Source organism: Brevibacillus sp. YAE8, from assembly GCF_057543335.1.
Genome location: NZ_BAAIYG010000006.1, coordinates 148,412 through 165,731 on the forward strand (window position 1 = coordinate 148,412; position 17,320 = coordinate 165,731).

Sequence of the window (17,320 nt, forward strand, 5' to 3'; positions counted from 1 at the left end):
AAGCCCGGCGCAAAAGCAAAAGGCCGCCAAACCGAAAACCACCTCACGCTAGGCGAGGTGGCTGGGGCAAACGGCTTCGGTTTCTTCGGTAACGTCATAGCTCGCGTCGTCAATCCGCGACGGGTCAAACATGTCGGCGATCGCCTGGTGCACGTGCGGCGGATATTCGGCGAGGCGGTGGCAAAGGTACAAGTACCACTCGGTTCCGTACGTCAAGTACAGCCGGACAGGCACGCCCCGTTTGCGCAAGTCCCGGGCCAGCTCGGGCCGCACGCCGTAGAGCAGCTCCGCCTCCACTTGCGGACACTGCCAATACCCGCGCTCGTTCAGCACGTCGACCAGCGCCTGGTCGTGCGTCGCCAGAGCGCATTCGTGACCAGCCTCCACACACATGTCCGCGAGCAGCAAATACCGCTCGTTCAGCTCGGAGGACCTCGCCAGCGCCAGCTCCGGCGGCTCCTGAAACGCGCCTTTGACCAGGCGGATTTTGCCCGGCAGATGCAGCAGGCGCTTCAGATCAGCCACGGAACGGTGCAGATGGGCCTGGAGCGTAATCCCGATATTGTCGTGCCGCTCCGTCAACCGCTCGTACATCTGCAAAATCGCCTCGGTCTTCGCTGACTCCTCCATGCTAATCATCAAATACTGCCCGTGCGCCTTGGCGCATTCCGCCATCTCCGCCACATGCTCAAACGCTGTCTTCGGCTGAAACAACAGCCCCAGATGCGACAGATCAAACGAGATGTTGGCCATAGTGTCCAGCCGGGAGCAGTCTGTGGCAAGTTGCAAAAATTCCTGCTTGGCGAGCTGCGCCTCTCCTCGGTCCATCGTATTTTCGCCGATGTGCTCGACGGAGAGCAAATAGCCGCTTTGCTTCAGCCTGGCCGCGACACGCATCGCGTCTTCGCGCGTCTCTCCCGTCACGTAGCGCTTTGCTGCGGCCAACAGCATCCGGTACAGCTTGGGCGTGTTCTGTACAAACTCTTTCATGCCCGCATCCCGGGCGATCGCTTTCAATACATGGGCGGTCATCTTTTCCTGATCGGTCAAGGCTCTCTCTCCTTTGGCTGGGGGATTTTCTTCTCTTCTCTCACCCTACCATGGTAAGCTTGTGTCGATCAGATCCAGTTTGCTGTTGTTTTGACAGAACCAGTTGTACAAGGAGGCCCGCTCGCCTTGCTGTGGATTGACATTGATCGGGACAAGCCGATTCCTTTGACCAGACAGCTTTATTCTGAATTTCGCGACAAAATACTGCGCGGCGAGTGGACCGCCGGCTTCAAGCTGCCTTCCACCCGCAAAATGGCGCAGGAGCTGCGCATATCCAGAAACGTCGTCATCGAAGCCTACGACCAGCTTTTTGCCGAAGGGTATATCGAGAGCAGGCAAGGCTCCGGCTACTTCGTTGCCCCCGGCATTTATCTGGAGCAGTTCGCTCGCGGCACAGACCTCCCGCAACCCTCGCCTGGCGATCAGTCGGAAGGACTCATTGATTTTCGTTCCGGTGTGCCTGACCTGGAACATTTTCCGCGCAGCCTGTGGGGCAAAACAGTCCAACGGGTCTGCCAGGACGCCCCTTTGTCGGCATTCGGCTACAATCGGCCGGAGGGCCGCGCCGAGCTGCGCGATGTGCTCAGCCGCTATCTGTATCGGACGCGCGGCGTGCAGTGCGCGCCGGAGCGAATCGTCATGACCTCCGGCGCTACCCAGGCGCTCATGCTGATCGCCAAAGTGTTGCTTGCGCCTGAAAGCCGCGTGCTCATTGAAGACCCGATCACGCAGGACATCCAGACGATTTTCGCGTCGACGGGAGCCAGGCTCTGTCCAGTTCCGGTCGACGCCTGCGGAATGGCTATGGACAAGCTGTCCGCTACGCCGGTCAACGCCGCCCCCAGCTTTGTGTTCGTGACGCCCTCCCACCAGTTTCCGCTCGGAACCACGCTGACGATCCAGCGCCGAATCCAGTTGATTCAGTACGCGCGCTCGGTCGATTGCTACATCGTCGAGGACGACTACGACAGCGAGTTCCGCTACGAGAGTCCGCCGATCAGCTCGATTCAGGGGCTTGCTCCCGAACGGGTCATCTACATCGGCTCCTTCAGCAAAATTTTGTCGCCCGGTCTGCGGCTCGGCTACCTCGTCCTGCCGGAAGCTCTGGTGGAGCGCTACCAAAAAGCGAAATGGCTGACCGACCTGCATACGCCTTCCATCGACCAGTTGGCGCTTGCCCGCTTCATCGAGGAAGGCCATCTGGAAAAGTACGTCACCCGGATGAAAAAGCTGTACAAAAAGCGCCGCCAATGTCTGACCGACGCCTTGCGCGACACGTTTGGCGATCAGGTCGCCATCTGGGGCGAGGCCGCCGGGCTGCATATCGTCGCTGCTTTTTCGCACGTCCGGTTCACGCCGGATGTTGTGGCTGCGCTGGAAGCAGCAGGCGTGCGCGTCTATCCGGTGGAGGAGCACACGATTGCAAAAGGCAGGCACGCGGACAAGATCGTGCTCGGGTACGGCAATGTTGGCGAGGAAAAAATTGCGGAAGGGGTCGCGCGGCTGGAAAAAGGGTTGGCGCTGCACGGCATGCATGGCTGAGCCGCCGTCTGTGCCTCGCAAGCCGACTTTCCTGTTTTCCTGTCAGCACGCGCACGACAAACAAGAGCCAAACTCCTTTATGTCAGGAGATTTGGCTCTTTTCTCTATCGTTTTTGCCTGCACTTACGCATTATCAAGAGATTACCAATGACGACGTCCGCAGCACTGAGGCGGACAATGCCGACAGTGATCGGGGCATCTCCGTCTGCGATTCCAGTCTTGCCCTCTGCCTCTGCCGTGATCCCGGCCTGGCGGGCGTTGTCCATCCCGCTGCGAAGGATAGTAGGAAGAGTGTCCATACGAAGAAGAAGAGTTCGATGACGTCCAGTTTGAGCTTGGATAATACATGCTGTCGCCTTCTTTCCTCATTGATTTTTGATGACTATATGTATATATGCAGGGGCGCATTCACCCGCATAGACTATTATCTTGCGCAAGGGAAAATCAGGTGTCTACCTATGTTTTCTATCACTTGCCATCTACCTATTGACGGGATGATGGTCTACAAAAAAATGGAAAAAACCGGAGCATCCCTTTACGGAATGTCCGGCTTTTGACGGTGTTCGTCGCGGTTTTCCTACGATTTCGCCCACAGCTCTCTGCGCGAGGTGGTGACAGAGGTAGCACCCGCCTGCAGAGCCCGATCCACGTCTTCCTTCGTACGGATGAAGCCGCCCGCAATGACCGGAATCTTTGTCCGCTCGGTAATCTCCTCGATCAGATGCGGAATAATCCCCGGCAGCACCTCGACGTAGTCGGGTTTTGTCCGCTCCAGTTGCGTCAGGCTGCTGTCCAGCGCCATCGTGTCGATGAGAAAAAGACGTTGGATGGAAATCAGCCCTTTTTTCTTCGCGGCCAAGATCACACTGTTTCTCGTCGTGATGATTCCGTCAGGCTTTACTTCCTGTGCAAGAAATTCCATCGCGTACTCATCCGACTTCAAACCGTCGATGAGATCGGCGTGAATCAGCAGCTTTTTCCCAAACGCCCGCGCGCGTTTGCCCAGCGGCTTGACTTGGGCGATATGGGCATTCAGCAAAATAATGCGCTCGTAGCACGTCTCCATCAGTTCATCAAATTCCTTCAGTGTTCGCGCAGCCGGAAGAATAGGCTGATTAATCTGGTTGGCCAATCAGGAGTCACCCCTATAGAAATGTTTTGGCAAGATGGTATTCCTCGGCAAAAGCTTTCCATTCACGGTCTTTGCGCTCTGCATCCCAATGCAGCTCTTTGGCAAGCTCATCCATTACCCGCGGATATACGGCTTCCAGCGAGTCTCGTTCAAAAAACAGTCGGCCGGTGCGGCGAATCAAAAAGTCGCTCGCGGTCATGACCATTTCTTCATCCAGTGCGTAATGCAGCTCGGCCAAAAGCAGTGCCTCTGCCGCCGTCTGCGTCTGGTCTTGCTCCATATATTCCAGACACTTCGTTACTATTTTTTCGCTGTTGCTGCCAAACTTTCCTACAAGCACGCGAATTTGTTCTTCGCCGATGCCCGCTGCGCGCAGCCGCTCCGCCTGCTTTTTCACATAGGCAGGGATCATGCTTGCAGAGGCGAAGTTGCCGCCAGCAAGCACGATCTTGTCCGTCTGGCAAGGCTTGAACGATCTGCCTTCTTCTTCTGCAAGCTGTTTGGCCACGACGTCGACGATGCGCTCCGCCATCTTGCGGAAGCCTGTCAGTTTGCCGCCCGCAATCGTAATCAGTCCGCTTTTCGAGTAAAAAATCTCATCCTTGCGCGACAGCTCGGACGGGGATTTGCCGTCCTCGTGAATGAGCGGCCGCAGCCCTGCCCAGCTTGAGCTGACATCCTGCTCGGTCAGCTTCACGGTCGGGAACATTTCGTTGGCGGCCCGCAGCACGTATTCCATATCTTCGCGAGTCACGGTCGGCCGCTCCAGCACGCCCTGGTAGTTCGTGTCGGTCGTGCCGATATACGTACTGTTATTCCGCGGAATCGCGAACAGCATGCGCCCGTCGGATACGTCGAAGTACACAGACTGCTTGAGCGGCAGCCGGTTGTACGGAACGACCAGGTGGACACCTTTTGTCAGATGGAGTCTTTTGCCGTACAGCGACTTGTCTTTTTCCCTGAGTTGATCCACCCAAGGACCTGCGGCGTTGACGATTTTTTTGGCGTGCATGGCGTACTCGGTGCCCGTGAGCAAGTCTTTCGCGCGAATCCCTGTCACTTTGCCGTTTTCATACAAAAACTCTGTCGCTTCCGTATAGTTCACGCACAAAGCGCCATGCGAGCGGGCTGTCTTCATGACCTCGATCGTCAGACGGGCATCGTCCGTCCGGTATTCGAAGTAGAGGCCGCCCCCCTTCAAAATATCCGTGCGCAGCAGCGGCTCTGCCTCCATCGTCTGCTTTTTGTTCAGCATGATGCGGCGTTCCTTGCGCTCGACTCCGGCCAGCACGTCGTAAATGTACAACCCGATGGAGGTAGCGAGCTTGCCGTACGTGCCTTTTTCCACAATCGGCAAAATCATTTTTTCCGGAATGACGATGTGCGGAGCGTTGCGGTACAAAATCGCCCGCTCCCTGCCGACTTCCCGCACGAGCTGCACGTCGCCCTGCTTCAAATAGCGCAGGCCTCCGTGGACGAGCTTCGTCGAGCGGCTGCTCGTGCCTGCGGCGAAGTCCTGCTTTTCCACCAGCCCTACACTCAAACCGCGCGAAGCAGCGTCCAGCGCGATGCCCGCTCCTGTCACACCGCCGCCGATAATCAAAAGATCAAAGCGCTTGCCCGCCATTTCTTCCAAACATGTCTGACGCGTTCTTGCTGACAATGTTCGTTGATTGTTCATTGTTGTGTTCATCCTTTCTTTTCTTTAAAGAAAAAACAAAAAACAGCCAATATCCAAAAGAAGCAACGAAAAATTGTCCATTGCCCTTTTGATACTGGCTGTCTCCACGGTCTCCACAGCAATTTATTAACTTATCTTTACTCTATTCCTATTTGCCGCAAAAATCAATGCCTAATCTTGTAACCCATCGTCGCCTGCACGGCCTGCTTCCAGCCTTCGTACAGCTCCTCGCGTTTTTGTTCCGGCATATTCGGCACAAACGAGCGCTCCACCACTTTGTTGTGGACGATGTCTTCCTTGCTGTTCCAGTAGCCGACCGCAAGTCCTGCGAGGTAGGCAGCTCCGAGCGCAGTCGTTTCATTGACGCGCGGACGCTCCACCTCTGTCGCCAGGATGTCGGACTGGAACTGCATCAGGAAGTTGTTGGCTACCGCTCCGCCGTCTACGGCCAGCTTTTGCAGCTTAATGCCGGAATCGGCCTCCATCGCCTCCAGCACGTCACGCGTCTGGTACGCGAGCGATTCCAACGCCGCCCGAATCAGATGGTCCTCTGTCGTGCCGCGAGTCAGGCCGAAAATCGCGCCGCGCGCCTCCATGTCCCAATACGGTGCGCCCAGCCCGACAAACGCCGGAACCATGTAAACGCCGTCTGTGCTGTCAACAGCCAGCGCATGCTTTTCCGAATCGGACGATTTCTCAATCAGCTTCAGACCGTCGCGCAGCCATTGAATCGCTGCTCCTGCCACGAAGATGCTGCCTTCCAGCGCGTACTCCACCTTGCCGTCTACACCCCAGGCAATCGTGGTCAGCAATCCGTTTTTCGAGGCTACTGCTTTTTCCCCTGTGTTCATCAGCATGAAGCATCCGGTTCCGTACGTGTTCTTCGCCGTACCCTCTGTGAAGCACGCCTGACCGAACAAAGCCGCCTGCTGGTCTCCGGCGATACCGGCAATCGGAATTTGCACCTGGAACAATTTTTCGTCCGTATATCCGTACAGCTCGCTGGATGGGCAGACGCGCGGCAGCATGCTTTTCGGAACTTGCAGCATGGACAACAATTCCTCGTCCCACTCCAACGTGTGGATGTTGAACAGCAACGTGCGCGAAGCATTGGAATAGTCTGTCACATGGACGCGGCCATTTGTCAGCTTCCAGATCAGCCACGTGTCAATCGTTCCGAACAGCAGGTCGCCTCGCTCCGCTTTTTCCCGTGCGCCTTCTACGTGGTCGAGCATCCATTTGACCTTCGTCCCGGAAAAATAGGCGTCGATCAAAAGACCTGTTTTCTCGCGGACGGTCTGTTCATAGCCTTGCTCTTTCAACTGGTTGCAAATGTCAATGGTCTGTCTGCTCTGCCAAACGATTGCATTGTAGATCGGCTTTCCGGTGTGGCGATCCCAGACAACGGTCGTCTCGCGCTGGTTGGTGATGCCAATACCCGCGATTTGCTCCGGCTTCACGTGGTTTTCCAGCAAAACCGCTTTCAGCACTTCCAGTTGGGACTCCCAAATTTCCTCGGCGTTGTGCTCTACCCAGCCTGGCTTGGGGTAAATTTGCGTAAATTCTTTTTGGGCCACCCCGATGATCGCGCCGGATTTATCGAATAAAATCGCACGGGAGCTTGTTGTTCCCTGGTCGAGCGAGAGCATGTATTTGTTGTCCATAGCGGCTGTTCCTCCTTATAATAGAAACATTGGATCTGATCTTTTTACTTGCGACAGGGACTTTTCCCTGCTTCTTTTTTTTGAGACGGAATCGGGCTTTCGCCGCCGCTTACGAATGCGATTGGGAATGCGCCCGATCTGCTGCCAGATTTTTGCCGCTCGCCTGGGCAGCATTTGTCTTTTTGCTCGCCATCCCGACTGCCATCGCGATGACCATGAATACGGCCAGGGCCACCACTCCGGTCAGGCTGTGGTCGGTAAACGTCCACTTGTAGAAAAAGGCACCGCACACCGCACCGATGATCGGCCCCACGACGGGAATCCAGGCGTAGCCCCAGTTGGAGTGGCCTTTTCCGTGAATCGGCAGGAGGGCGTGGGCGATTCGCGGCCCGAGGTCACGCGCCGGGTTGATCGCATAGCCCGTCGTTCCGCCGAGAGACAAGCCGATGGCGACAATCAGGAAGCCGACGACAAACGGATTCAATCCTTCTGCAAATTTATTCGCACCGATGGCCAGAAGACCAAGCACCAGGAAAAACGTACCTAAAATTTCACTGAACAAGTTGGCAACTGTATGTGGAATCGCTGGTCCGGTTGCGAATACCCCCAATTTTGCTGCCGGGTCGTCTGTCTCGCGCCAGTGCGGATAGTAAAAAATCCAGACAAACGTCGCACCCATAAATGCACCGACAAATTGCGCCAACACGTAGCCCGGCACCTGCTCCCACGCAAACTGCCCGATGCTCGCCAGCGCAATCGTGAGCGCAGGATTCAGATGCGCGCCGCTGATGCTGCCAACTGCGTATGCACCGCACGCTACGGCAAGCCCCCAGCCGAGTGTAATGACGATCCAGCCGCCATTTTGCGAGTATGCTTTTTTCAGGTTTTGGCCTGCGCATACCCCTGCCCCCAAAATAATCAGGATCATTGTCCCGACCAATTCTCCTACGTAAGCAGACATGTCCTTACCCCCTTTTTTGAAAAACGACCATGTAAACCAGCCGAAAAATCGCAATGAAACCGTTTTCTAAAGCGCTTACATTTCACCCAACTCCTTTTTGTTTTTTTGTGGAGAAAACAAAAAAGCCAATACTCGCAAAAACGCAGGGCGCTGCCCTCTTTTTGCAAATATTAGCTGATCTCCCAATCTCCACAGCACTATTAACTTATGTCCTACTATATAGTGGACACGTAAAATCTGTCAAGAATCCGTTTTCTTTCCTGTCGCAAACGGCTTTGCTCATGGCTGCCTTTCCGCTTCATTCTGCGGCTTAAAGCCTTTTTTCCCGCTGCTTGCCGCCCTGACCAACTCCGGCAGAAAAAACAGCGGGTAGATCAGCAAAAACAGGTTCGGCAGCCACCACGACCAGTCGAAGTCGGCTTTGAACGCCCAAAAGGCAATCGCCTGCAGGCCGGAGCAAAATGTGAGCACAAGTGAGACGAGTGCTATCGGCTTCCAGCGCTCACTCCCCCGCCGATAGCAGTAGAGGCTCGCGAAGCCCGTGAGCGATACAAGCATGTCGAGCGGAAAAAAGGACAGATTCCACGCCACCAGATTCGGATCGCGGTAGTCCTGGTACATGTACTCCGCAGGCAACAGCCGGAGAAACACAATCGCCCAATAGACGATGAACGCCACATCGGTCAGCCAGAAAAACACGAACAGCCTGGGCGCAGTTCTGCTCATTCGGCCGTCATTCCCGCGTCTTGCTGCGCTTTTGCAGGCTGCTGGGCATGGGCGCCGTCACCGAGATTCAGCAGGACGCAGCCCACGATAATCAGCGCGACCGCCACCACCTTTTTCACGGTAAACGCATCCTTGAAGACGATGACGCCGATCAAAGCGATCATCGCCGTTCCCAGCCCGGACCAGATCGCATACGCGGTGCCCACTTCCATTTCTTTCAGCGCCAGGCTCAGCGAGGAAAAGCACAGCACGTAAAACACAAACATCAACACAGTCGGAATCGGCCTGCTCAGCCCTTCCGACAGCTTCATCGAAGTTGTTCCCGCCACCTCCAGCAAAATCGCCAGCAGCAAATACACCCAACTCATTTTCCCGTTTCCCCTCTCGTCGCTGGCGCAGCCAATACGCCGCCGAGCAAAATATCAATCATCGCGTCCAGCGCCTCCCCGATCGTCATCTGATGCCGACCGGACAATTGCTGGTCAATCAGTTGATCGAGCGCTCCCGTGTACATCAAAATCAAAATCGGAAGCTGAACCGGGCGAAACACGCCAGCTTCGACGCCCTGCTCAAGCAGCACGCGGACATGCTCCCACTCTTCCTGGTAGACTTCCTCCACCATTTTCCACTGCGCGGGATAATAGCGCTTCAACTCGTACCAGACGCGCAAATCCGTCCGGGCAAAGCCGCTCGGCACCAATGCCAGCAGCTCGCGCATCTTTTCCGTCAAATCGAGGTGCGGATCATGCAAAATCCGGTCTTCGCTCGCCTTCAATTCCTCGATGCTGTCGGCAATGAGCCTGGCGATGAGCACCTCTTTGGAAGGAAAGCTCGCGTACAACGTTTTCGTGCTGATCCCCGCCCGCCGAGCCAAATCCGCCATCGTAAAGCGAATGCCTCGCGTCTCGATCTCCTGTTGGGCGCATTGCAAAATTCGCTCCTGCATTTCCGCGTGAACCCCCTCGCACTCGTAAAACAAGGAAAATATTTTGTTTTCTATATTTTCCTGTGGCTACAAATAGCATACTCACCTGCTCCCCTGATGTCAACTGCCCTCAAACCAGGCTTGGTGCAAAGCCGCAATTCCCGGCTCGATCTGGTCGAGCGCAATGCCGGAAAAGCCGAGAAAAAACTCCTTGGGCATCTCCGCCGGCGGCTTCAGCCACGTAAAAGCCGCAGACGATGCGCGAATCCCCGCCTGAATCGCCAGCCGCTTCAACTCTTCCTCCGGGCGCTCGCTGTACACGCGCAGCAAGACGTGAAAGCCCGCATCCGCCCCGATCACGGACGCCCGCTCGCCGAAATGCTTATGGACCGCCGCCAGCAAGGCGTCGTGCTTTTTGCGATACAGGCTGCGCATTTTGCGGACGTGCTTTTCCAGGTGGCCTTTTTGCATAAAAATCTCCATCGTCCGCTGATGCAGCCGCGACGCGGATTGTTCCAGCAACGTGTCGTGCAGCAGGGTGAAATACGCGTCCAGCAAGGAAGGCGGCAGCACCATGTACCAGATGCCGAGCGCCGGAGCCATCACCTGCGCGAAGCCGCCCATGTAAATGACATTGGTCTGCGGCAACAGCCCTTGCAGGGCGGGAATCGGCCTGCCGTGGTAGCGAAACTCGCCATCGTAGTCGTCCTCGACGATGTAGCCGCCGACGCTTTGCGCCCAGTCCAAAAGCTTCAACCGCTTGGATACAGGCATAATCATCCCGCGCGGAAATTGGTGCGAGGGCGACATGACGGCAAGGCGCACCCCTGATTCGTACAGCTCGTCTACGCAGATTCCGTCTGCTGCAAGCGAGATCGGCACCACTTCATACCCGTGCTGGCGAAACGTATTGGCATACAGCAAATAGCCCGGATTTTCCACCGCGATCCGCTGAAGCTGCGGCCGCAGCATCAGACAGATCAGCGACAGCAGCCCAAACTGGTCCGCGCCAATGACGATCTGGTCCGGCGTGCAGACGACGCCGCGGTACCTGCGCACGTAATCGGCAATTTGCTGGCGCAGTCCCGGCTCGCCCTGCGGATCGCCGTAAAAAAGCTCCTCCTGCCGCTCGCCGCCAAGCACCTGATTGTACAGCCGCCGCCAGAGCGTGTGCGGAAACAGCGAAAAATCGTTTTGCGACATGTGAAAATCGTATCGGTACTTGCGGTTGTCACGCAGGAGCGGTCTGCTCCATTCGGGCTGTTCGGACACCCCTTGCCCTTTTGGCGTAAGCTCGGGGTCAGGCAGCTTCTCCACGAAGTAGCCGCTGCGCGGCCTGCTTCGGATGAACCCTTCGGCCAAAAGCTGCTGGTACGCCATTTCCACAGGCGTCGTGCTCAAACCGAGAGCATCTGCCAGCTTGCGCACGGACGGCAGCCGCGTTTTTTCTGCCAGCCTGCCTGCAATGATTTCGTTTTTGAGGAACGTGTACAGTTGCACGTATTGCGGTTCGTTTCCGTTTTCGTCCCATTTGGGCGTCAAGAGCATCGGTCATCTGTCCTTTTGATTTTTGCAAAACTGTGCATTTTCAAGTATACACTTGTTCGCTATGCTGGTGAAAAATGAAATCTGACAGGGAGGACACAAACGATGTCTACTCATCGAGAGCACCATGCTCCCGTCCGTTTTTTGCAGGGAGAACGCGTCTATCTGCGCCCGCTCGGACAGGACGATGTCGACTTTTACTACCAATCGCTCTACCACCCGGAAACGCGCAAACTGACAGGAACGCAAAAGCACTACACCCGCGAGCAAATCGCGCAATATCTGGCAAGCAAAGCACAGGATTCGTCCAGCGTGCTGTTGGCAATCGCCTTGTGCGAAAACGATCAGCTGATCGGCGACGTGCAGATCGGCGGCATCGACACGTACAACCGCAACGCTTTCATCCGCATCGCCATCCATCAGCCTGCGTATCAGAGCAAAGGGTACGGCAGTGAAGCGCTGCTGTTGATGCTCGACTACGGCTTCGGCATTCTCAACCTGCACCGCATCGAGCTGAACGTGTTCGCTTACAATGAACGTGCGATACGCGCTTATGAAAAGCTCGGCTTCCAGCGGGAGGGAGTGCAGCGGCAGGCGCTTTATTACGATCATCGTTATCATGATTCGATTCTGATGTCGATGCTGGCTGGTGAGTATCGGGAGAAGTATGGGAAGTAGAAGGCAGGGGAGACGTCCAAGAAGTACGGGTTCCACTAGTGTTTTATAATCGGAAGCTTGGCTATATCAACGTTTCTGACAGACAAAAGGGGCGTCTCGAAGTCGAAATAGCGACTTTTGAGACAACCCCTTTTCTCGTTTGTATCTTAGTGGATTGTTGGATTTACAAGTGAAGTTTGTCCCCATTTCGTCCCCCATTCCTGGATTTGTTCGAGAAATGCTCTCCCCGTCTTAATACACCACTTTCTTGCAAGAGTTACAGCTATCTATATTTAGGACTATTTGTCAACTTTCCCCATCAGGTCCTCTTAAGCTTACTAGCCACTCGCCTGATACTTTTTTCACCATGAAAGTTTGTTCTTTTTCTCTTATGATTTTCTGGACGCTGTTTTTCAGACTAGTATAGCTTATTAATACTTTCACCTCGGTTTCCGTATCATTTATTGCAGTTGCTTCATCAATTTTAAAATCGACTATTCTCGAATCCGCAACCGAACGTAAAAAATCCTCGCGCTCTGGGTAATAGCTATCAGCGTTCTTATAAACATACTCATATGCTGGCTCGCCTTGTTTATTTTTGATTAGAGTTAAATAACGTTCAATTGTATTTTCCGGTGTATTGTACCAAAAAAAATAGTATGCAAGAGATGCAAGCAGTAAAGCAATGCCGGTAATTGAAAAAAATATTAAATTGATTTTTTTCATCATATTGGAATTTGATGTATTTTTTTGCGAACTCAAGGAAATCCACCTCTTCCATTTATTTAGAATATTGTAATATAATTCTAGTATACTATTTTATTTGAAAAGGAGATAGGATTAAATGAAATTTGTCAAAAAAGCAAAGATGGCTACTTTAACAACCCTATCCATACTTGCCCTTGTCATGCCTGTTGACGGTGCTCTTGCAAAAGGTGGAAAAGACCACAAAGAAGAAACAACCACCTCGAAAAGCATCGTAAAACCTATGATGTCAGAAATATATCAGTGGTCAGCTGATTTTGAGGTACGTAGTTACTTTCAAATTAAAAAAACGCTGGTGTTAGATTATAGAGAACGTGGATTGAAAGTTGAAGCCAACGCAACTACAACAGGCTTGTGGGATTCTTACGAAGTTCATGTCGAAGAATTCGATGAAGATACAGGAGATTGGTTCGTTGTTGACACCGTAGACTTAAGCGACGGAAGAGACACCGCCTATTTTGCTGATCTTGAGCAGGCTACTAAATATCGTATAAGTATTGAAGGATCTGTTGAAGGGACCGTATGGGTATATAAATTAGTCGATTAAATTATCGACTATCGCGCTGTATCGCGACGCATTAATTAGGCTACACATTCTACTTAAAAACTTTCGTGGAAGTTGAGTTGCCGAAATCCCCCCTTCTTGCTAGCCCTGATTGCCGGGGGCTACATTATTTCACGACTATATGCGACTATGGGTACACCGATATATCGTGTTCAAATATGAAAACTTGCTATGAAGAGCTTGCCGAGAGGTTAACAATCTGCTTTAAGAAATTGCGAGTTGCCCATCGTTGACTTGAAGCGGCTCGACAGCCAGACGTTGGAAGTCTCGTACCATTACTCCTGATTTTCGCACGAAACGGTCAAGGGGCTGTCTCAAAAGTCGATGTATCGACTTAGAGATGCCCCTTTTGAATTTCAAAAACCTTGACAAACCAATGTTGCCATTTTGGTGCCTCTGGCATATTGGGACTTTTTGGACAGCCCCATCTTTTTTCCCGTGCCCTACTCATCCGCCCAATCGAAAAACCCGGACAACAAACTCTCCTGCCCGGCACTACCCATAACCTTCGCTTCCAGCCGAACTATCCGCTTTTGATACGCCTGCGCCTCGGCCTTGGAACGGTTGCGCAAGAGCGTGCCCCGCTTTTTCCACTGCTCGTAGGCTTGCCGCGTATAGCGGAGCGCCTTTTCCGCGTCGCCGAGCTGGTGCTCGCACAGCTTGGCGGCCTCGATGTAAACCTCTTCGGGGACATAGCCGGACGATGCCATGCACGACTCCCAGACATGCAAAGCCTGCCGCCAGTCCTTCTGCTTTTTGTACAGGTGGCCGATGGCAAGCCTTGCCCGATTGCTCCAGGCATGGCCGCTGTCCGCTACGAAGCGGTAGCCTGCCAGCGCTGCTTCCTGGTCGCCCAGCGCGTCGTACCATCTGGCAATTTCAAAGCGTTCCTCCGGGGAGGCGGCCACGTCGGGCTGATCCGTCAGCAGCCGGGTCATATGGATGTAGAGCGTAATGAGTGAGAGGACGTCTGTCTCGTTATGCCGCAGCACCCCTGCGATCACGTCAGGGTCCTGCGAGTGCAAAAAATCGAAGTAGCGCACAGGCGCGAGGTAGCCGGGCAAATCGTCCTCGCGGAAAACGTCCAGCTTTTCCTGTTCGATGATTCCAAGGCGGCACGATTCCAGTTCGGCCTTCCACAGTCGGCGCGCACCGTGCAACAGGTCCAGGTGACCAAAGACAGGCAAGGCCGGAACCTGGTCGCGCACCAGCGTATGCCTTGTCCGCACCTGCGGCCAGTCGAACGACTTTCCGTTGAACGTTACGAGATGCGACGATTTTTCCGCCTGCGCGAGAAACGACTGGTACAAGGTCGCTTCCGCATGGGGGGCAGGCAAAAAATGCTGGCGCACGACAACCTCTTCTCCCTCCAGGCGGCTGTAGCCCAGCAGGAAAACAGCGTTGCCCGCTCCACCGGACAGCCCGGTCGTCTCCGTGTCAAAAAACAGCAACTCTTCTGCCTTCCTGCCCGCCGCCGACAGGGGATGCTCCCTGCCGGACGCCTCCCAGATGGCAATGGCCTCGTGCAGCTGGGCAAAGCTGTAGGCGCCGTGCCGCTGGCTGACGGGATAGCGCACCTCGCGGATCATGACGTGCTCGTCGTCCCAAAAGTAGGGGGCCGCCTGCAAGGACTGCCATCTGTCCGCAAAGGGAATGGGCGGTTTTTCGGGTTCGGACGGCATAGGCGCGGGCTGTTCCGACGGCTGTCCTGCCGAATGTCCGGCCGGCTGCTCGGCCTGCTCTCCTGCCGCGGCAGGCTCGTTCGCCACCTTGCCCGCGTCCAGCGACATGTGCCCCTTCATCCGTTGCAGCTTGGATTTAAGAGACATGGACGCTTCCCCCTTGGGCGATGCGCAGCAAGGTCATCGCCAGCTCCTTGCTGCCGTCGTCGGTCGCGCCGACGCACGACGGGCAGCCTGACGTGCACGGGCAGGAGCTGATGAGCCGCTCTGCCTGGGCGAGAATCGTCTCCATTTCCTTGTACACCTGCTCCGACAGGCCGATGCCGCCCGGATAGCGGTCGTACAGGAAAATCGTCGGCTCCTGCGAGTGGACGGCCTTGCGCTGGGGAATGACGTGCAGGTCCAGCGGGTCGCACATGACAAACAGCGGGGCCACGTGCTGGAGCACATGCGCGAGGCCGACCAGGCCGCGCTCCACGTCCTCTGTGCCGATCTCCTCCAGGAGCGAATCGGAAAAGCCGATCCAGGCCGCGTTCGTGTGCAGCTCCTCCTCTGGCAAATGAATCGGGCCGGAGCCGATGTTTTCGTGCGTCTCGAACTTGATCTTTTTGAAAATCGTCGCCATCGCGTGCACGGAAACTTCCCCGTAGGCGAAAGCGCTCTGCCCGTGGCGGCGGGTCTGGTCCTGCTCCAGCACCTTGAGCTGGACGGCGAGGTTCGCATCGGTGTAATAGTCGACCTGCACTTCCCGGACGTACGCCTTCTTTTCCTCGTAGTCGAGCTTCTCGACCTGGTACTGCGTCCCTTGGTGCAAGTAAATAGCTTCCTCGTGCAACAGCGTCATCGAGCTGAAGCGGTCCATTTCCCCGATGACCCGCTCGTTGCCCCGCTCGCTGATGTCGATGATAACCACGTTTTCCTGCGAGGCCGACCGCAGGCTGATGTTGTGGGCCGGGAACGAATCGTTCATCCAGAACCATTTGCCGCGCGAATAGTGCAGCACTTGCTCCTCGGTCAAAAACTCCAAGACTTCCGTAATTTCCGCACGGCCAAACGTGTCGCCTTCGCGAAACGGCAGCTCGTACGCCGCGCATTTCAGATGGTCGACCAAAATGATGAGGTTGTCGGGGTTGATCCGCGCCGTCTCCGGACTGCGGTCAAAAAAGTACTCCGGGTGGGCGATCACGTACTGATCCAGCGGCGTCGAGCTGCCGACCATGACGACGACCGACTCGCCCTGACGGCGGCCTGCCCGGCCCGCCTGCTGCCACGTGCTGGCGACAGAGCCGGGATACCCGGTAATGACGCACGCCTGCAACTGTCCGATGTCTACGCCCAGCTCCAACGCGTTCGTGCTGACTACGCCCATGATGTCGCCGCTCCGCAAGCCGCGCTCGATCTCCCTGCGCTGGCTCGGCAAATAGCCGCCGCGATATCCTTGAATCGTCTTCGGGCCGAGCTTGCGCTTAATCAGCTCCTGCAAGTACGTCAGCAAAATTTCCACGCGGACGCGGCTTCGCGCAAACAGGATCGTCTGAATGCTGTTGGTCAAAAACTGCTCGGTAATGTCCCGCGCCTCCAGCGTGGCGCTGCGCCGGATGTTGAGCTGGCGGTTGACCACAGGCGGGTTGTAGAAGACGAAATGCTTGACGCCGGACGGCGCTCCGTTGTTGTCGACCAGCTCTACCTGTTCCTCCGTCAGCGCTTCCGCCAGTTCGCGCGGGTTGGCGATCGTCGCCGAGGTGCAGATGAACTGCGGCGCGCTGCCGTAAAAGGCGCAAATCCGCTTGAGGCGGCGTATCACATTGGCGACGTGGCTGCCAAAGACGCCGCGGTATGTATGCAGCTCGTCGATGACGATGTATTTCAAATGCTCGAAAAACGAAACCCATTTGGTGTGGTGCGGCAAAATGGCGGAGTGCAGCATGTCCGGGTTGGTGATGACGATATTGCCCGCCTTGCGCACCATTTGCCGGATGTTGGCCGGAGTGTCGCCATCGTACGTTTCCGATTTGATCGACAGCCCCATTTCGGTAATCAGCTCGTGCAGCTCTGCTTTCTGGTCCTGCGCCAACGCCTTGGTCGGAAACAGGTAGAGCGCGCGCGCCTGCGTATCCTCTGCCAGCGTCTGGAGAATCGGCAGATGGTAGCACATGCTTTTCCCGGAGGCAGTCGGCGTGACCGCGACGATATGCTTGCCCGCTCGCACATGGCGAAAAGACGTTTCCTGGTGCGTGTACAAAGAGGCAATTCCTCTTCGCGTCAGCGCTTCCCGGATGCGCGCATCCATCTCCTGCGGAAACGGAACCGTTTTGGCCTCGCGGGCCGGAATGACCCGCCAGTGGGCGATATTGTCGCGAAAACGCTCGTCTGTTTTCAAATGCTCCAAAATACTTGCCATGTCTTTTTTCATCTTCACCAGGCT

The 17,320-nt window shown here is 55.4% G+C and carries 15 protein-coding genes; 3 read left to right on the forward strand and 12 right to left on the reverse strand.

Features of this window, described 5'->3' with window-relative positions:
- Positions 1-48 precede the first annotated feature (48 nt).
- On the reverse strand, positions 49-1,050 hold the full coding sequence (locus AC27IT_RS11940) for a proline dehydrogenase family protein (protein WP_005830663.1): 1,002 nt from the start codon (positions 1,048-1,050) through the stop codon (positions 49-51).
- A 126-nt stretch (positions 1,051-1,176) separates the two neighbouring features.
- On the opposite strand from AC27IT_RS11940, the gene pdxR (AC27IT_RS11945) reads away from it, so the two are divergent.
- On the forward strand, positions 1,177-2,592 hold the full coding sequence (gene pdxR / locus AC27IT_RS11945) for a MocR-like pyridoxine biosynthesis transcription factor PdxR (RefSeq protein WP_283858277.1): 1,416 nt from the start codon (positions 1,177-1,179) through the stop codon (positions 2,590-2,592).
- Positions 2,593-3,169: 577 nt separating this feature from the next.
- On the opposite strand, the gene AC27IT_RS11950 is transcribed toward pdxR (AC27IT_RS11945), so the two are convergent.
- The 8 genes from AC27IT_RS11950 to pdxR (AC27IT_RS11985) all read right to left on the reverse strand — a co-directional run bounded on the left by AC27IT_RS11950 (position 3,170) and on the right by pdxR (AC27IT_RS11985) (position 11,229).
- Positions 3,170-3,724, reverse strand: a complete 555-nt coding sequence (locus tag AC27IT_RS11950; protein ID WP_283858278.1) for a glycerol-3-phosphate responsive antiterminator — start codon at positions 3,722-3,724, stop codon at positions 3,170-3,172.
- A gap of 13 nt (positions 3,725-3,737) precedes the next feature.
- Complete coding sequence (locus AC27IT_RS11955) at positions 3,738-5,405, reverse strand: glycerol-3-phosphate dehydrogenase/oxidase (protein ID WP_327945450.1); 1,668 nt, start codon at positions 5,403-5,405, stop codon at positions 3,738-3,740.
- A gap of 164 nt (positions 5,406-5,569) precedes the next feature.
- Positions 5,570-7,069, reverse strand: coding sequence for a glycerol kinase GlpK (gene glpK / locus AC27IT_RS11960; RefSeq protein WP_122905667.1), 1,500 nt, complete (start codon positions 7,067-7,069; stop codon positions 5,570-5,572).
- A 109-nt stretch (positions 7,070-7,178) separates the two neighbouring features.
- Positions 7,179-8,030 carry an MIP/aquaporin family protein gene (locus tag AC27IT_RS11965; RefSeq protein WP_026558023.1) on the reverse strand — a complete coding sequence of 284 codons (852 nt, stop codon included), beginning with the start codon at positions 8,028-8,030 and terminating at the stop codon, positions 7,179-7,181.
- 279 nt (positions 8,031-8,309) lie between these two features.
- Positions 8,310-8,756 (reverse strand): YvaD family protein, encoded by a 447-nt coding sequence (locus AC27IT_RS11970; protein ID WP_005830647.1) that lies wholly within the window; start codon positions 8,754-8,756, stop codon positions 8,310-8,312.
- Positions 8,753-9,124, reverse strand: coding sequence for a DMT family transporter (locus tag AC27IT_RS11975; RefSeq protein WP_005830646.1), 372 nt, complete (start codon positions 9,122-9,124; stop codon positions 8,753-8,755). The genes AC27IT_RS11970 and AC27IT_RS11975 overlap by 4 nt, the downstream gene beginning before the upstream one ends.
- Positions 9,121-9,702 (reverse strand): TetR/AcrR family transcriptional regulator, encoded by a 582-nt coding sequence (locus tag AC27IT_RS11980; RefSeq protein ID WP_007782995.1) that lies wholly within the window; start codon positions 9,700-9,702, stop codon positions 9,121-9,123. The genes AC27IT_RS11975 and AC27IT_RS11980 overlap by 4 nt, the downstream gene beginning before the upstream one ends.
- A 99-nt stretch (positions 9,703-9,801) precedes the next feature.
- Positions 9,802-11,229 carry a MocR-like pyridoxine biosynthesis transcription factor PdxR gene (pdxR, locus tag AC27IT_RS11985; protein ID WP_026558025.1) on the reverse strand — a complete coding sequence of 476 codons (1,428 nt, stop codon included), beginning with the start codon at positions 11,227-11,229 and terminating at the stop codon, positions 9,802-9,804.
- Positions 11,230-11,331: 102 nt separating this feature from the next.
- On the opposite strand from pdxR (AC27IT_RS11985), the gene AC27IT_RS11990 reads away from it, so the two are divergent.
- Positions 11,332-11,904, forward strand: a complete 573-nt coding sequence (locus tag AC27IT_RS11990; RefSeq protein WP_007783000.1) for a GNAT family N-acetyltransferase — start codon at positions 11,332-11,334, stop codon at positions 11,902-11,904.
- Positions 11,905-12,189: 285 nt separating this feature from the next.
- Here AC27IT_RS11990 and AC27IT_RS11995 read toward each other — a convergent pair whose 3' ends face one another.
- The gene (locus AC27IT_RS11995) at positions 12,190-12,645 is read right to left on the reverse strand and encodes a hypothetical protein (protein WP_007783002.1); all 456 of its coding nucleotides are present in this window, start codon (positions 12,643-12,645) and stop codon (positions 12,190-12,192) included.
- 82 nt (positions 12,646-12,727) lie between these two features.
- Between AC27IT_RS11995 and AC27IT_RS12000 the strand changes: the two genes are divergently transcribed.
- On the forward strand, positions 12,728-13,195 hold the full coding sequence (locus AC27IT_RS12000) for a hypothetical protein (protein ID WP_005829507.1): 468 nt from the start codon (positions 12,728-12,730) through the stop codon (positions 13,193-13,195).
- 461 nt (positions 13,196-13,656) lie between these two features.
- Here the strand turns inward: AC27IT_RS12000 and AC27IT_RS12005 are convergent, their stop codons facing one another.
- Together AC27IT_RS12005 and AC27IT_RS12010 are read right to left on the reverse strand one after the other, a co-directional pair.
- Positions 13,657-15,042, reverse strand: coding sequence for a ribonuclease H-like domain-containing protein (locus AC27IT_RS12005; protein WP_005829505.1), 1,386 nt, complete (start codon positions 15,040-15,042; stop codon positions 13,657-13,659).
- Positions 15,032-17,314, reverse strand: coding sequence for a DEAD/DEAH box helicase (locus tag AC27IT_RS12010; protein ID WP_025844827.1), 2,283 nt, complete (start codon positions 17,312-17,314; stop codon positions 15,032-15,034). Before AC27IT_RS12010 ends, AC27IT_RS12005 begins: the two co-directional genes overlap by 11 nt.
- Positions 17,315-17,320: the final 6 nt, after the last annotated feature.

Coding starts and splice junctions, on each gene's coding strand:
- AC27IT_RS11955 (WP_327945450.1), bottom strand. CDS start 5,405: ATGAACAATCAACGAACATTGTCAGCAAGAACGCGTCAGACATGTTTG.
- glpK (WP_122905667.1), bottom strand. CDS start 7,069: ATGGACAACAAATACATGCTCTCGCTCGACCAGGGAACAACAAGCTCC.
- AC27IT_RS11965 (WP_026558023.1), bottom strand. CDS start 8,030: ATGTCTGCTTACGTAGGAGAATTGGTCGGGACAATGATCCTGATTATT.
- AC27IT_RS11970 (WP_005830647.1), bottom strand. CDS start 8,756: ATGAGCAGAACTGCGCCCAGGCTGTTCGTGTTTTTCTGGCTGACCGAT.
- AC27IT_RS11975 (WP_005830646.1), bottom strand. CDS start 9,124: ATGAGTTGGGTGTATTTGCTGCTGGCGATTTTGCTGGAGGTGGCGGGA.
- AC27IT_RS11980 (WP_007782995.1), bottom strand. CDS start 9,702: ATGCAGGAGCGAATTTTGCAATGCGCCCAACAGGAGATCGAGACGCGA.
- pdxR (WP_026558025.1), bottom strand. CDS start 11,229: ATGCTCTTGACGCCCAAATGGGACGAAAACGGAAACGAACCGCAATAC.
- AC27IT_RS11990 (WP_007783000.1), top strand. CDS start 11,332: ATGTCTACTCATCGAGAGCACCATGCTCCCGTCCGTTTTTTGCAGGGA.
- AC27IT_RS12000 (WP_005829507.1), top strand. CDS start 12,728: ATGAAATTTGTCAAAAAAGCAAAGATGGCTACTTTAACAACCCTATCC.
- AC27IT_RS12005 (WP_005829505.1), bottom strand. CDS start 15,042: ATGTCTCTTAAATCCAAGCTGCAACGGATGAAGGGGCACATGTCGCTG.